We start from the raw sequence: 15,900 nt of genomic DNA on the forward strand, positions 1-15,900 counted from the left end.
TCACCTAGCGTTCCGTCCTAATAGGCAGACGCCGCGGATCGGGACAAGCCCGGCCATGCCTGTTCGTCAGGGCTAGGCCCGATCCGCGGCAGTTGGGTGGACTGGCGCTTGCATGGTAGACAGTCCTGTATTTTCAACAAAGCTTGAGTCCCTCCATGCCCATCGTCAACCGCGTCGCCGACCTTCAACCCGATATTCAGGCCTGGCGCCGGGACATCCACCAGCATCCGGAGCTGCTGTACGACGTCCACCGCACCGCAGCATTCGTTGCGGACCGGCTGCGCGAGTTCGGCTGCGACGAGGTCGTGACCGGCCTCGGCCAGACCGGCGTGGTCGGCGTGATCAAGGGCAGCAAGCCGGCCGGCGAGGGGCTCAAGACCATCGGCCTGCGCGCGGACATGGACGCGCTGCCTGTCGAGGAGCAGACCAATCTGCCTTACGCCTCCAAGAACCCCGGCAAGATGCACGCCTGCGGCCATGACGGCCACACCGCGATGCTGCTCGGCGCGGCCCGCTATCTCGCCGAGACCCGCAACTTCGCCGGCGATGCGGTGGTGATCTTCCAGCCCGCCGAGGAGGGCGGCGCCGGCGGCGCGGCCATGGTCAAGGACGGCCTGATGGAGCGCTTCGGCATCGAGCAGGTCTACGGCATGCACAACGGCCCGGGCATTCCGATCGGCTCGTTCGCGATCCGGCCGGGTCCGATCATGGCGGCGACCGACGAGGTCGACATCAACATCGAGGGCCTCGGCGGCCACGCCGCGCGTCCGCACAAATGCGTCGATTCCGTGCTGGTCGGCGCCCAGGTCATCACCGCGTTGCAGTCGATCGTCGCCCGCAGCGTCGATCCCCTGGAATCGGCCGTGATCTCGATCTGCGAATTCCACGCCGGCAATGCCCGCAACGTCATTCCGCAGACCGCGACGTTGAGGGGCACCATCCGCACGTTGTCGCCTGAGGTGCGCAAGCTGGTCGAGAAGCGCGTGCACGAGGTGGTGGCGGGCGTGGCGCAGATCACCGGCGCCAAGATTGATCTGCGCTACAAGCGCAACTACCCGGTCGTGAACAACCACGCCGCGGAAACCGAGGTGGCGCGGCGCATCGCCAAAAGCGTTGCCGGCGAAGCCAATGTGCACGAGATGCCGCCGCTGATGGGCGGCGAGGATTTCGCCTACATGCTCGAAGCCCGCCCCGGCGCCTTCATCTTCTGCGGCAACGGCGACAGCGCCGGCCTGCATCACCCCGCCTACAATTTCAACGACGAGGCGATCGTTTACGGTACGTCCTACTGGGTCAAGCTGGTCGAGGAATCGCTCGCGGCGTCGTGAGGCTGAGCTCGAAGCAGAAATGAAAAGGGCCCGTGCATCGCACGGGCCCTTTGTGTTTGAGTGATGCGATCGCTCAGAAAATCCGCGAGAAGATCACGTAGAGCGTGGCCGACAGCGCGATCGCGCAGGGCAGCGTCAGCACCCAGGCCATCAACAGGTTGCGGATGGTCGCCATTTGCAGGCCCGAACCGTTCGCGGCCATGGTGCCGGCGACGCCTGACGACAGCACGTGGGTGGTCGAGACCGGCAGGCCGAACACGTCGGCAGCACCAATCGTGGCGGCGGCGACGAGCTCGGCGGACGCTCCTTGCGCATAGGTGAGATGGGTCTTGCCTATCTTCTCGCCGACCGTGATGACGATGCGCTTCCAGCCGATCATGGTGCCGAGCCCGAGCGCGATGGCGACCGCGATCTTCACCCAGTTCGGGATGAACTTGGTGGCGGCGTCGAGCGAGCCCTTGTAGGTGTTGAGCACCGCGACCTCGTCCTTGCTGAGATCGTTCTCCTTGTCCTTCATCAGGAAGCGGATCGCCTCCGAGGTCAGGTACATGTCGTTGCGGGTGTTGCCGACGGCTTCCGCCGGCACCTTGTTCAGCGAGCCGTATTTGGCGACCTGGTCGCCAACGTCCTTCACCAGCACGGCCAGCGAGGGATAGGTGCCCTCGTTGAGCTTATGCAGCGCGATGTACTGCGTCACCGCCGGGCGAGGATCGCCGATGATGTTGTGGCCGGCGCCCTTCGCCGCAATCACCTTGGAGGCGGCCTCCGAGGTCTTCTGGAACTGGGCGACCTGCGATTCCGGCAGCGCGCGGTTGAGCGCGTAAGCGGTCGGCACGGTGCCGATCAGGATCAGCATGATCAGGCCCATGCCCTTCTGGCCGTCGTTGGAGCCGTGGGCGAAGCTGACGCCGGTACAGGTCGCGATCAGGAGACCGCGGATCCAGAGCGGCGGGGCCTTGTTGCCTTCGGGTGCCGCGTACAGGGCAGGGTTACGCACGATGAACTTGAGCAGCAGCAGCAGTACGGCGGCGCAGATGAAGCCGAACAGCGGCGAGAGCAGCAGCGCGTAGCCGATCTCGGTGGCCTTGCTCCAGTCCACGCCCGAGGTGCCGTCGCGGCCGCGCATGACGGCGTTGGCGATGCCGACGCCGATGATCGAGCCGATCAGGGTGTGCGACGAGGAGGCGGGCAGGCCGAAATACCAGGTGCCGAGATTCCACAGGATCGCGGCGATCAGCAGCGCGAACACCATCGCGAAGCCGGCGCTCGAGCCGACCTGGAGGATCAGCTCGACCGGCAGCAGCGAGACGATGCCGAAAGCGACGGCGCCGGAAGACAGCAGCACGCCGAGGAAGTTGAAGAAGCCCGACCACATCACCGCGAATTCGGCGGGCAGCGAGTGGGTGTAGATCACGGTCGCCACCGCGTTGGCGGTGTCGTGGAAGCCGTTGACGAATTCGAACCCGAGCGCAATCAGCAGCGCGACGAACAGGAGGATGTAGGGCAGGAAGGTCGTGACCTTGGTGCCGGTCGCGTCGATGTCGGCATAGATGCTGTAAGCAACGAACAGCAGGCCCGCGGCGAGGATGCCGAAGAACAGGATCATCGTCAGAGGATTGAAGCCTTTGTCGAGATTTGGCCTGGAAGCCGGCTGGACAGGCGTCGGATCGCCTACCGCACGGTCGAATGCAACATCTGTCATTTTTGGACGCCCCTTAACTAATTTGAAGGGCTATTGTCCGCGATGGATTTGAAGGCTGGATGACAACTGCGTCCAAAAGTCGCTTTCCCACCTGTATTTAGGCCGCGCGCGGAGCCTTCTTCTGCAAGCCGGCGGCGATCTTCAGGTCTTCGACAAAACGCTGATATTCCAGCACTTTGGCCTCGGGATCAGGCAGCCGCAGCAGATAGGACGGGTGCACCGTCACGAGCGCCTTGCGCCCGTCGGGCAGATCGATGAGCCGGCCGCGGGTCTTGCCGACAGGGGTGATCTTGCCGAACACGCTTTGCGCGGCGGTGGCGCCCATCGCCACGATGAGCTCCGGCCCGATTGCCGAAACTTCCCGCTCGTACCATTGTCGACACGCTTTGATCTCCGGCGTTGCCGGCTTCTGGTGCAGGCGGATCTTTCCGCGCGGCACGAATTTGAAGTGCTTCACCGCGTTGGTGACATAGACCTTCTTGCGGTCGACGCCGGCTTCCGCAAGCGCGCGGTCGAGCATCTGGCCGGCCGGGCCGACGAAGGGATGGCCGGCGAGGTCTTCCTTGTCGCCGGGCTGCTCGCCGACCAGCATGATGGTCGCGTCTTTCGGGCCTTCGCCGAACACGGTCTGCGTCGCGTCCTTGTAGAGCGGGCAGGCGCGACAATGCGCGGCCTCCTCGCGGAGCGCTTCGAGATCGTCGGCAGCAAGCTTGCGTGTCATCGGAGCCTCCGGCCGCTTCTGAGGCTTATGCGGATCGGTTGCGGCATTGGCGATCATGGCGCCGGTCATGCGTTCGGCGTCCTCGATCAGGGGTTTAATGATCGAAGCCTCGGGCAGGTTCCTCCAGTATTTCTTCGGCATCTCGGTCTGCATCGCTTTCACCTTGAGCCGGGCCGGATTGAAGATGCTGGCGTAGTAGCGCCGCCAGGTTTCCTCCAGCCGGTCTTCGCCCGGTGCTTCGTTCTTGCTCACGCCCGGCGTGAACGAGAGCGCATGGCCGTCCCAATGCGCGCAGAGATCAGGCGTCAGGATCGACCAGGGCATGTCGGCAAAGCGTTTTGCGAAGAACGGCGCAGCGAGCTCGACGATGTGATGCTCCGGCTCGAACCATGCGACGTAATGCGCTGCGCGTTCCCGGCCGATCTCGCGGAAGCGCACGAAGGCATGCATCTTGTGCTCGTCGCGATGAACCGCTCTTGCCATCGCAATGACCTGCGCGACGTCGGCATCGGTCGCGACCTCGATGAGATCGTGATTGTCTTTCAATCGCCAGAGCAGGCGATAGAGGATCGCAAATCGCTCGGGATCACGATGCAGGATCGCAGCCTTGGCGAGATCGACGAATTTTGCCGAGACGTTGAAGGTGCCGTCGTTCACCTCGAGTATCGGAGATGGCGAGGGCGGCGCGAACAAATCCGCTTCACCGCCTTGCACGGTCCAGGTGACATCGGTGGGCTGCACATGATGAAGCACGAGGCTGCGTGCGGCTTTGCGCCAGCCATCGAAATCGGTTTGATTGTCGAGGGTGATGTACTGCATCAGAAGCCAAACCCCAGTTGTGTTGCCTTTGGTTTGAACCGTTCGATGAGCCCGGCAGCATCGAGGCGATGCGGGGCGGGCCGGTGATCGCTGAGCACGATGAACGGCAGTGCCTTGTTGCGGGGGACGTGCAGCCGCGCCAGATCGGCCACGCGAATGGTGGTGGTGCGCCGCGTCGCGATGATGCGTTCGACCGCCTTGGTGCCGAAGCCGGGCACACGCAGCAGCTCCTCGCGGCTGGCGCGATTGACGTCGAGCGGAAAGCGGTCGCGATGGCGCAGCGCCCAGGCGAGTTTTGGATCGATGTCGAGCGGCAGCATCGCGCTGTCGTCGACGATCTCCGCAACGTCGAATCCATAAAACCGCATCAGCCAGTCGGCCTGGTAGAGCCGATGCTCGCGCAGCAGCGGCGGGGCGCGCAGAGGCAGCGCGCGGCTGGCATCGGGGATCGGGCTGAAGGCGGAGTAGTAGACGCGCCTCAGCCGGTAGGAGCCGTAGAGATTGGCGCTGGTGTGCAGAATGGTGTGATCATTTGCACTGTCGGCGCCGACGATCATCTGCGTGCTTTGTCCGGCCGGCGCGAAGCGCTGCGGCCTGGCCTTCGTCTTCGCGCTGCGGCCTTCCTCGGCCTCGTCGAGCTTCAGCCGCAGCCGGCCCATGGTGCGGCGGATCGCACGCACGTCCTTCTCCGGCGCGAATTGCTGCAGGCTCGTCTCCTCAGGCATCTCGATGTTGATGGAGAGACGATCGGCATATTTGCCGGCTTCCGCGATCAGCGCGTCGTCGGCCTCCGGAATGGTCTTGAGATGGATGTAGCCGCGGAAGTGATGCTCCTCGCGCAGTTTGCGCGCGACGCTGACCACCTGCTCCATGGTGTAGTCGGGGCTGCGGATGATGCCGGAGGAGAGGAATAGCCCTTCGATGTAGTTGCGCCGGTAGAAGTCGAGCGTGAGCTTGACTACTTCGTCGATAGTGAAGCGGGCGCGCGGCACGTTCGAGGAAGCGCGGTTGACGCAATAGAGGCAGTCGTAATTGCAGGCGTTGGTCAGCAGCACCTTGAGCAGCGAGATGCAGCGGCCGTCCGGCGCGTAGGAATGGCAGATGCCCATGCCCGGCGCGGTCGAGCCCATGCCCTTGCCGTCGCTGGAATCCCGCTTCTCGGTGCCGCTGGAGGCACAGGACGCGTCGTACTTGGCGGCGTCTGCCAAAATCTCCAGCTTGCGTTGCACGTCCATTCTTGAATCCCTTTGATTCCGCTCATGAATCCGACAGGGCACCAATTCGATTGACTCAGGGCGTCCCGTTAGCTTTATATTAGAACATATCATGAACAAATGAGCCAGCCGTTGGTTCTCTTTTCGAGAGCCATCGGCAATCACCTCTGAAGGAGCGGCGTATATGAGCGGCGCACGTATGAGCGCGCTTGCGACCTTGCGCGGCCAGATCGAGCGCATCGAGACGGCGGAGGTCGTGCATCAGCAGGATCGCGTCGCACTCGGCCACAGCGAGGCCGACAGCGCGCTGAAGGGCGGGCTCGCGCGCGCGGTGATCCACGAAGTGTTTTGCGAGGGCCGACAGGGGACGGCCGCGACGGGTTTTGTTATGGGCCTCGCGGGGCGCGTCTCGGCACAGCGGCCGCTATTGTGGGTGCGGCAGGATTTTTCGGAACTCGAGACCGGCGCGCTGTCGATGAGCGGGCTCGCCGAGCTCGGCCTCGATCCGCGCCGCGTGGTGATGGTGCGCGCGGCCGATGTCGAGAGCGCGCTGCGCACCTCGGCCGACGCGCTCGCCTGCGATGCGCTCGGTGCCGTCGTGCTCGAGCTCTGGGGCGAGACCAGGCAGTTCGATCTGGTGGCGAGCCGCAAGCTGACGCTGGCCGCGCAAGGCTCCGGTGTCACCGGGCTGCTGCTGCGCATGGCCGCGCAGCCTTTGCCGTCGACTGCGGAAACCAGATGGATGCTGCGCGCGGCACATTCGCCGCCAGGCGCAGCATGGAGCGCCTGGGGCGCGCCGCGCTTCGATGCCGAGCTGTTGCGCAATCGTCATGGCCCGTGCGGCCGTTGGATCATGGAATGGAAATGTGATGAGTGCCAGTTCAGTGAACCGTCGGCGTATCCTCAGCCTGTGGCTGCCGCGCCTGCCAATCGACCGGATCCAGCGTTTCTTCAACAGCGCCGGGCTGGGTAAGACGAATGATCCCAGCATTGTCGTTATCAAGGACAACAATGCGCTGGTGATCCATGCGCTCGACGAGGCCGCCGAGCGCCTCGGCCTGCACATCGGTCAGCCGCTGGCGAATGCGCGGGCGATGTGCCCGGACTTGAAAGTGTTCGATGCCGATGTCGTGGCCGATGCGAAGACGCTCAGCGACATCGCCGATTGGTGCGACCGCTTCACGCCGCTGGTGGCGCTCGATGCGCCGCACGGGCTGTTTCTCGACATCACCGGCTGCGCGCATCTGTTCGGCGGCGAGGCCGCGCTGTTGCAGACGCTGGTCCGTGCCCTCGCTCGCCAGGGCTTTGCCGTCAGCGCGGCGATCGCCGGCACCTCGGTCTGCGCGCGTACGCTGACGCGGCAGGCCTCCGGCACCATCGTCGCCGATGGCGGGGAGGCGGCGGCGATCGACCGGTTTCCGGTATCAGCACTCGGCGCGGGCGAGGCCATCACCACCGGCCTGCGCCGCGCCGGGCTGAAGACCATCGGCGATGTCGCATCGCGCAGCGCCTCCGAGATCACGGCGCGGTTCGGCGCACGGTTCTCCACACTGCTCGCGCATGCGCTGGGGCAGGGCGATGCGCCGATCAACCCGCGAAAGCCGCTGCCCGATTACATCGTCGAGAAACGTTTCGCCGAGCCGATCGCGACCGACGCCATGATCGCGATGACGCTGTCCCGGCTCGCGGACACGCTGATCGCCTCCATGGAGAAGCAGGGCAAGGGCGCGCGGCGCCTGGAAGCCGCGTTCTTCCGCACCGACGGCGTGGTGCGCGCGATCATGGTCGAGACCGGGCGCCCGGTGACGCGAAGCGCCGTGATCGACCGGCTGTTTCGCGAACGCCTCGATGCGCTCGCCGATCCCCTCGATCCCGGTTTCGGCTTCGACATGGTGCGGCTGTCGGCAAGCCGCACCGAGATCGTGGTGCAGGAGCAGCGCGATCTCGACGCCCATGTTCACGACAATGACGAGCTCGCCGCGTTGATCGACCGCATCGCCGCGCGCATCGGCGGAAGGCGCGTCGTCGTCCACCTGCCGCAGGACACCCATATCCCCGAATGTGCGGTGCTGGCGGCGCCTGCCCAGCACCATCTCGCCGCCGCCATGCAGGCCGAATGGCCGGCGCGGGCCGAGAGCGAGCCGCCGCTGCGCCCGCTCAGGCTGTTCGACAAGCCGGAGCCGATCAAGGTGCCGTTCGCGACCGTGCCCGACGGTCCGCCGCATCAATTCACCTGGCGCCGCGCGCTGCATGCCGTGGTGCGGGTGGAAGGGCCCGAGCGCATCGCGATGGAATGGTGGCGGCAGGACGGCAAGCAGCTGACGCGGGATTATTTCCGCATCGAGGATGCCGAAGGCCTGCGTTTCTGGATCTTTCGCGACGGTCTTTATGAGGGGGAGGTGTTCGACGGCGACGGCGAGCCCGCGTCTCCCGGCTGGTATGTGCACGGTCTCTTCGCATGACCACGCCCGCTTATGCCGAGATCGGCATCACCACCAATTTCTCCTTCCTGCGCGGCGGCTCGGATCCGCGCGCTTACGTACATCAGGCCAGCAAGCTCGGCATTCCCGTGATCGGCATTGCCGATCACAACACGCTGGCCGGCGTGGTGCGCGCCTGGAGTGAGCTCGACAATGACAAGGTGCTGCACAAGCCCAAGCTCTTGATCGGTGCGCGCATCGTCTTCATCGACGGCACGCCCGACATTTTCGTCTACCCGCGCGACCGCGCCGCCTATGGCCGGCTGTGCCAGCTCCTCACCCGAGGCAAGCGCGGCGACGACATCACGCGGATCGAGAAGGGGGAATGCCGTCTCACCTTCGCCGATCTCCTGGAATTTTCGGAAGGCCAGCTCCTGGTCCTGACGCTGCCGCATCGCTTCGAGGCCGAGCGGGCGCTGGATGTTCTCGCCAAACTCAGGGCGAGCCGCGCCGAAGGCGTGTGGTTGGCGGCGAGCCTGATCTATCGCGGCGACGACCGCCGCCGCCTGGCGCGGCTCGACGATCTCGCCGCCAAGGCAAACGTGCCGCTGCTCGCGACCAACGAGGTGCTCTATCACGATCCCGGCCGCCGTCCGCTTCAGGACGTGCTGACCTGCATCCGGGAAAAGACCACCATTGAAGCTGTCGGACGAAAGCTCGAAGCCAATGCCGAGCGCTTCCTGAAGACGCCCCGCGAAATGGTGCGGCTGTTCCGCGATTTTCCCGAGGCGATCGCGGAGACCATGCGCTTTGCGGACAGGATCGACTTCACGCTCGACCAGCTCAAATACCAATATCCGGACGAGCCGGTGCCGCCGGGCAAGACCGCGCAGGGGCATCTGGAGGATCTGACCTGGGCGGGTGTCGACAAATACTTCGGCGGTATCGACAACATTGACGCAAAGCTGCGCGCCACCCTCAAGAAAGAGCTCGCGCTGATCGCCGAGCTGAAATACGCGCATTATTTCCTCACCGTGCATGACATCGTGCACTATGCGCGCAGCCAGAACATCCTGTGCCAGGGGCGGGGATCGGCGGCGAACTCGGCCGTCTGCTACGTGCTCGGTATCACCTCGGTCGACCCGACCAAGGTGGATCTGCTGTTCGAGCGTTTCATCTCCAAGGAGCGCCTCGAGCCGCCCGACATCGATGTCGATTTCGAGCATTCGCGGCGCGAGGAGGTGATGCAATATGTCTATCGCCGCTACGGCCGCCACCGCGCTGCGATCATCGCCACAATCATCCATTACCGTCCGCGCAGCGCCATCCGCGATGTCGGCAAGGCGCTGGGCCTGACCGAGGACGTCACCGCCGCACTCGCCGACACCGTCTGGGGCAGCTGGGGCAAGGGCCTCAACGACATGCAGGTCAGGCAGGCCGGGCTCGATCCCAACAATCCCATGATCAACCTCGCGGTCGAGCTTGCGACCGAGCTGATCGAATTCCCGCGTCACCTTTCCCAGCATGTCGGCGGCTACGTGCTGACCCAGGACCGGCTCGACACCTATGTTCCGATCGGCAACGCCGCGATGGACGACCGCACCTTCATTGAATGGGACAAGGACGACGTCGACGCGCTCAACATGATGAAGGTCGACGTGCTCGCGCTGGGCATGCTGACCTGTATCCGGAAATGTTTTGATCTGATCGCGGACCACAAGGGGACGCGTTACGAGCTTGCGGATATCAAGGGGGAGGATGACGACGAAGTCTATCAGATGCTGCAGCGGGGCGAGTCGCTCGGCGTGTTCCAGGTCGAGAGCCGCGCGCAGATGAACATGCTTCCGCGCCTGAAGCCGCGGACGTTCTACGATCTCGTCATCGAGGTTGCGATCGTGCGGCCCGGGCCGATCCAGGGCGATATGGTGCATCCGTATTTGCGGCGGCGGAACGGTCAGGAGAAAGTGACCTACCCCTCGCCATCGCCCGAGCATGGTCCTGCAGACGAGCTCTACAAGGTGCTGCACAAGACGAAGGGCGTGCCTTTGTTCCAGGAACAGGCGATGCGCATCGCGATCGAGGCGGCAAGATTCACCTCCGAGGAGGCCAACGGCCTGCGCCGCTCGATGGCGACCTTCCGCAATGTCGGCACCATCGGCCAATACGAGGAGAAGCTGATCGGCAACATGGTCGCGCGCGGCTACGATGCCAACTTCGCCAGAAGCTGTTTCGACCAGATCAAGGGCTTTGGCTCCTACGGTTTTCCCGAGAGCCACGCGGCAAGCTTTGCGCAGCTCGTCTACATCTCGTCATGGCTGAAGTACCATCACCCCGATGCGTTCTGCTGCGGCCTGCTGAACTCGCAGCCGATGGGATTTTACGCGCCGGCGCAGATCGTCGGCGACGCCCGCAAGAACGGCGTCGAGGTGCGCGACATTGATGTCTCCTACAGCTTTGCGCAGAGCACGCCGGAGAATACCGATAAAAAATATTGCGCCGTGCGCCTCGGCTTCCGCCAGGTCGACGGTTTTCATTGGCTCGATCCGGATGAGGAGGAACTCAAGAGGCAGCAGGCGGAGCGGCAAGGCAAGGTCTATGTCACCCAGGAAGACTGGGCCGACCGCATCATCAAGGCGCGCACCCGCCACCCCTTTACTTCGCTCGAAGACTTTGCCCGCGACACCGGCCTGCCCAAGCGCGCGCTGATCCTGCTCGCGGATGCCGATGCGTTCCGCTCGCTCGGGCTCGATCGCCGCGAGGCGCTGTGGCAGGTGCGGCGGTTGCCTGACGACGTGCCGCTGCCGCTATTCGAAGCGGCGACCGCACGCGAGCAACCGGACGAGCACGCAAAGCCGCTGCCGGTGATGCCGCGCGCCGAGCAGGTGGTCGCGGACTACCAGACTATCCGCCTATCGCTGAAGGGCCATCCGATGGAATTTTTGCGTGAGATGTTTTCGCGCGAGCGTGTCGTCGCCTGCAAGGAGATCAGTCACGAAAACGAGCGGCGCCGCGTCCGCTGTGCTGGCGTGGTGCTGGTGCGGCAGCGGCCGGGCAGCGCCAGCGGCGTCGTGTTCATGACGCTGGAGGACGAAACCGGCATCGCCAATGTCGTGGTGTGGCCCAAAATCATGGAGCAGTATCGGAAAGAGGTGATGGGCGCGCGCCTGATCGAGGTGCAGGGCTACATTCAGAGCAGCCCGGAGAAGGTGACGCATCTGATCGCGCAGCGCATGATCGACCGTTCGCACGATCTGGTCGGTCTTGCCAACGATGCCCTGAGCCGCAAGCATCCGGTGCCGCCAGGAGCCACGGTGGTCGAGCCCCTCAACGATGACCCCCGCGCCCATGCGGATATGCCGGCACAAAAAATCCGCCACCCCCGCAACGTCCGCATCCTGCCGCCGTCGCGGGATTTTCATTGAGGGTTATGCGCCTCCGGCAAAACTGCCGTAGGGTGGGCAAAGGCGCGTAAGCGCCGTGCCTACCTTCCTGAGGTTTGTCGGGAAAGTGGTGGGCACGCTTCGCTTTGCCCACCCTACGAAGTCTGCGATGAGGCCGCGTTTCCCTAAAAATTCACCCGGTTCGAGATCGCGCCGTCCACGACGAGATTGGAGCCCGTGGTGAACCCCGACACCGGGCTTGCCAGAAACACCGCCGCGCTTGCGATCTCCTGCGGCGTTGCCATGCGGCCGGTCGGATTGCGCTTCATCGCGTCGTTGTAACGCTCGGGCATGTTCTGCTCGATCATGTTCCAGACGCCGCCCTTGAAGTAGACGGTGCCGGGCGAGACCACGTTGACGCGGATTTTCTTCTTGGCGTATTGCCGCGCCAATCCTTTGGCCATGTGGATCAGCGCGGCCTTGATCGGGCCGTAGGAGCTGGCGAGATCGGCCTGCGCCGCCGAGATCGAGGAGATGATGACGAAGGCGGCATCGCCGCTTTTCTCGCCGCTGGCTTCGAGGAACGGCCGCGCGCCGTCGAACGCATGCACGGCGCCGAGCACGTCGAGCCGGAAGTTCTGCTCCCACGACGCCGCGTCGTGGCCCTGCGCCATCGCGCCGGCATTGGCGAACAGCAGGTCGACGCCGCCAAGCTCCTTTGCAGCGCTCTCGATCCAGGATTTCAGCGCCGCGCCGTCAGTGACATCGACCGGACCGCCAGTGGCGCGGATGCCGCTCGCTTTCAACTCGGCGACGGTCGCCGCCACCTGATCCGCGTTGCGCGCGCACACCGCGACATTGGCGCCTTCACCGGCCAGCGTCGCCGCAATCGCCCGCCCGATGCCGCGCGTTCCACCGAGCACGATGGCGTTTTTTCCTTTGAGACCGAGATCCATTGTTTGGTTTTCCTTGTTGTTGGTCGTGCGGAGCTTAGTTATTTAGGCGAGGATGTCGAATTCGTTCGCGGTGTCATACCCCGCGCAGGCGGGGTATCCAGTACGCTGTGACGTCTTGGCTCTATCTCCAGCGTCTCTGGAATACTGGATCATCCGCTTTCGCGGATGATGACACCGTACGAGATGGCCAAGAGCACGCCCCCTCATTCCGGCGCGGCCCCCACCGGCGGGCCGCCGGGCGGGCGGTGCAGGAAGGTCAGCGAGGCGTAGGCGCCGGCCCAGGAGCCGATCGCCGCGAAAGCGACATAGACCGCGTTTTCGGTGTAGCTGATCACGGCGTAGGAGGAGAGCATGTACCAGACCGCGCTCCAGTTCGCGGCCGACATGCGCTTGCGCGCGATCACGGCCGAGGTGAACATGACATAGACCGCGTCGGTGGCCGCCGTTGCGATGAACACGGCGCCCGCGGTGAGGGGATCGATGGCGGCCATTGCATTCCTTTATGTGCTAATGGAGGGTCGTAAAAAAGTAAGGGAGAGAAGCGGTCATGCAAAGCCCCGCCGGCATTCTCAGCGACATTTGGACCTCCGTCGGTGGCGACGGCGCCGCGCTCGAACGTGTGCGGCTGACCGGTGAAGAACCGCAAATTCCGTCTTCGTTTCGCGTCGCCGTCGCCGGACAGACGACGATCGCTGCTGCGGGGCTCGCTGCAGCCGAAATCTGGCGGCTGCGCAGCGGAGAGGCGCAAAATGTCTCCGTCGACATGCGCCATGCCGTCGCCGAATGCCGTTCCGAGCGTTATCTGCGCCTCGACGACAAGCCGCCGCCGCCGGCCTGGGACGCGATCGCCGGCGTGTACAGGACCGGCGACAACCGCTTCGTCCGCTGCCACACCAATTTTCCGCATCATCGCGATGCCGTCTGCAAGGTGCTGGGCTGCGAGCCCGAGCGCGAAAAAGTGCAGGCCGCACTGATGCAGTGGAAGGGCGAAGATTTTGAAACTGCGGCTTATGCTGCGGGCGGCGTCGTTGCGTTGATGCGATCTCACGACGAATGGTCTGCGCTGCCACAGGCGCGCGCGCTCGCCGAACTGCCGCTGATCTCGATCGAGAAAATCGGCGAAGCCTCGCCCAAGTCGTGGCCAAAAGGCGATCGTCCGCTCGCGGGCCTGCGTGTGCTCGATCTCTCCCGCGTCATCGCGGGCCCCGTTGCCGGCCGCACGCTCGCCGCGCATGGCGCCGACGTGCTGCTGGTCTCGGGGCCCGAGCTGCCGGCCATTCCCTGGCTCACCATCGACACCGGCCGCGGCAAGCTCACGACTTTCATCGAACTGAAGAGCGAGGCGGGCAGGGCGCAGATGCGCGAGCTGCTGAAGGGCGCCGACATCTTCTCGCAAGGCTATCGTCCGCGCGCGCTTGCAGCCCTCGGCCTTTCACCGGAGGATGCGGCGGAGATCAATCCCGGCATCGTCTATGTCACGCTGTCGGCCTATGGTCACTCCGGTCCATGGGCCGAGCGGCGCGGTTTCGATTCACTGGTGCAGACCGCGACCGGCTTCAATCACGCCGAGGGCCAGGCCGCCGGCATCGACGGTCCGAAGGAGTTGCCGGCGCAGATGCTCGACCATGCTACCGGCTATCTGATGGCGTTCGGCGCGATGATGGCCAGGGCGCGCCAGGCCCGCGAAGGCGGCAGCTGGCACGTGCGCGTGTCGCTGGCGCAGACCGGGCGCTGGCTGTGGAATCTGGGCCGGCTCGACGGCGGTCTGAACACCCCGGATCTTACGGGCGAGGCCGTACATGCTGCGTTCATCGAGACCATGCCATCTGGCTTCGGCACGTTGAAGGCGGTGCGCCATGCGGCGCTGCTGTCGACAACGCCGGCAGGGTGGAGCCGTCCGGCGACGCCGCTCGGCAGTCATCCGGCACGATGGCCGGAGCAAAGCTGACGTGAAGCTGACGCATCGCAATATTTTAACGCAAACGGAAAGGCGTTCCTCGTTTTTTAGGTTGTTTGAAATCCCAATTCGGCACTATTAGCGCGACCGATAAGGCAGTCGTCTGCCGAGATCGTCGCAGACACGACCGGGCCCCATGGTAGTTGAAAATACCAAGCGATTGCAGGTGTTTACAAAACGACGGGTGATTTCATCCGTAGTTTTACTGGCACTCGCCGGCGCCGGTGCCTATGGCTTCGTCTATGCGGGGGCCAAGGAAAAGAAGCACTCCGAGCTTTCCAGTCAGTCGCGCAGGAATGCGCAGAACTTCACGCCGACGCCGTCCGAGTGGGCGACGCTGACGATCGAGCCGGTCAAGGCCAAGACCTTCCGGGCCGAATATGTCACCGAGGGCAAGGTCGCGGTCGACGAGGACCGCTCGACGCCGGTGTTCTCGCCCTATGCGGGCCGAGTGACCAAGCTGCTCGCCAAGCCGGGCGAGATGCTGAAGCAAGGTCAACCGCTGTTCACAATCGAGGCCGCCGACACCGTGCAGGCCCAGAACGATTTCATCGCGGCGATGACCGCGCAGAACAAGGCGAAGTCGGCGCTCGAGCTTTCCGACCTCCAGTTCAAGCGCGCCAAGGATCTCTACGAGGGCCGCGCCATTCCGCTGAAGGACTATCAGCAGGCGGAAGCGACCCAGGTCCAGGCGCAGAACGACATGCGCTCCTCGGGGACGGCGCTGGAGGCCGCGCGCAACAAGCTGCGCATCCTCGGCTTCACCGACGAGACCATCAAGGCATTCCTGGAGAAGGGCACGATCAATCCGGAGCTCACGATCTATTCGCCGATCTCCGGCACCGTCGTGCAGCGCAAGATCGGCCCGGGCCAGTACGTCAATTCCGGCGCCAGCGATCCGGTGTTCGTGGTCGGCGATCTCTCCACGGTCTGGCTCACCGCCTTCGTGCGCGAGAGTGATGCGGCCGCGGTGTGCATCGGGCAGGACATCACCGTCAACGTCATGGCGCTCCCGGGCCGTCCGCTCACCGCGAAGATCAACTATGTCGCCGCCGCGATTGATCCGACCACGCGCCGCCTGCTGGTCCGCGCCACCATCGACAACAAGGACGGGCTGCTCAAGCCCGAGATGTTCGCCAACGTCACGATCTATTCGGCCGGCGACCGTGCCGCGCCCGCGGTGCCGAAGCAGTCGCTGATCTACGAAGGCGACCAGGTCCGCATCTGGGTTGCGCGCGAGGACAAGTCGGTCGAGCTGCGCCAGATCAAGATCGGCCTCATCAACGGCAACCTCGTCGAGGTCACCAGCAATTTGAAGCCCGGCGAGCAGATCGTCGTGAAGGGCAGCCTCTTCATCGACCGCGCGGCGTCCGGTAGCTGATCGACGACCCAAGAAAATTGAA

General features: G+C 64.5%; 11 protein-coding genes. 6 read left to right on the forward strand and 5 right to left on the reverse strand.

Annotation, left to right across the window (positions count from 1 at the left end; genetic code table 11):
* Positions 1-155 precede the first annotated feature (155 nt).
* Positions 156-1,328, forward strand: a complete 1,173-nt coding sequence (locus tag NLM25_RS14760; protein WP_254137418.1) for a M20 aminoacylase family protein — start codon at positions 156-158, stop codon at positions 1,326-1,328.
* A 73-nt stretch (positions 1,329-1,401) separates the two neighbouring features.
* Here the strand turns inward: NLM25_RS14760 and NLM25_RS14765 are convergent, their stop codons facing one another.
* The 3 genes from NLM25_RS14765 to NLM25_RS14775 all read right to left on the reverse strand — a co-directional run bounded on the left by NLM25_RS14765 (position 1,402) and on the right by NLM25_RS14775 (position 5,805).
* Positions 1,402-3,030, reverse strand: coding sequence for an inorganic phosphate transporter (locus NLM25_RS14765; RefSeq protein WP_254137419.1), 1,629 nt, complete (start codon positions 3,028-3,030; stop codon positions 1,402-1,404).
* A 97-nt stretch (positions 3,031-3,127) separates the two neighbouring features.
* Positions 3,128-4,570, reverse strand: a complete 1,443-nt coding sequence (locus NLM25_RS14770) for a UdgX family uracil-DNA binding protein (RefSeq protein WP_254137420.1) — start codon at positions 4,568-4,570, stop codon at positions 3,128-3,130.
* The gene (locus tag NLM25_RS14775) at positions 4,570-5,805 is read right to left on the reverse strand and encodes a putative DNA modification/repair radical SAM protein (RefSeq protein WP_254137421.1); all 1,236 of its coding nucleotides are present in this window, start codon (positions 5,803-5,805) and stop codon (positions 4,570-4,572) included. Before NLM25_RS14775 ends, NLM25_RS14770 begins: the two co-directional genes overlap by 1 nt.
* A gap of 163 nt (positions 5,806-5,968) precedes the next feature.
* On the opposite strand from NLM25_RS14775, the gene NLM25_RS14780 reads away from it, so the two are divergent.
* The 3 genes from NLM25_RS14780 to NLM25_RS14790 are packed head-to-tail and all read left to right on the forward strand — an operon-like array spanning position 5,969 to position 11,626.
* Positions 5,969-6,757 (forward strand): ImuA family protein, encoded by a 789-nt coding sequence (locus NLM25_RS14780; protein WP_254137422.1) that lies wholly within the window; start codon positions 5,969-5,971, stop codon positions 6,755-6,757.
* Positions 6,654-8,246, forward strand: a complete 1,593-nt coding sequence (locus NLM25_RS14785) for a DNA polymerase Y family protein (protein ID WP_254137423.1) — start codon at positions 6,654-6,656, stop codon at positions 8,244-8,246. Before NLM25_RS14780 ends, NLM25_RS14785 begins: the two co-directional genes overlap by 104 nt.
* Complete coding sequence (locus NLM25_RS14790; protein WP_254137424.1) at positions 8,243-11,626, forward strand: error-prone DNA polymerase; 3,384 nt, start codon at positions 8,243-8,245, stop codon at positions 11,624-11,626. Before NLM25_RS14785 ends, NLM25_RS14790 begins: the two co-directional genes overlap by 4 nt.
* Before the next feature lie 143 nt (positions 11,627-11,769).
* Here the strand turns inward: NLM25_RS14790 and NLM25_RS14795 are convergent, their stop codons facing one another.
* Both NLM25_RS14795 and NLM25_RS14800 read right to left on the reverse strand, forming a co-directional pair.
* A complete protein-coding gene (locus NLM25_RS14795; protein ID WP_254117628.1) occupies positions 11,770-12,540 on the reverse strand; it encodes an SDR family NAD(P)-dependent oxidoreductase in 771 nt (256 codons plus the stop codon).
* 203 nt (positions 12,541-12,743) lie between these two features.
* On the reverse strand, positions 12,744-13,031 hold the full coding sequence (locus NLM25_RS14800) for a hypothetical protein (RefSeq protein WP_254137425.1): 288 nt from the start codon (positions 13,029-13,031) through the stop codon (positions 12,744-12,746).
* A 56-nt stretch (positions 13,032-13,087) separates the two neighbouring features.
* On the opposite strand from NLM25_RS14800, the gene NLM25_RS14805 reads away from it, so the two are divergent.
* Together NLM25_RS14805 and NLM25_RS14810 are read left to right on the forward strand one after the other, a co-directional pair.
* Positions 13,088-14,488, forward strand: a complete 1,401-nt coding sequence (locus tag NLM25_RS14805; protein WP_254137426.1) for a CoA transferase — start codon at positions 13,088-13,090, stop codon at positions 14,486-14,488.
* Positions 14,489-14,633: 145 nt separating this feature from the next.
* Positions 14,634-15,878, forward strand: coding sequence for an efflux RND transporter periplasmic adaptor subunit (locus NLM25_RS14810; RefSeq protein ID WP_254117630.1), 1,245 nt, complete (start codon positions 14,634-14,636; stop codon positions 15,876-15,878).
* Positions 15,879-15,900 lie beyond the last annotated feature (22 nt).

This window comes from Bradyrhizobium sp. CCGB01 (assembly GCF_024199795.1).
Taxonomy (GTDB): domain Bacteria; phylum Pseudomonadota; class Alphaproteobacteria; order Rhizobiales; family Xanthobacteraceae; genus Bradyrhizobium.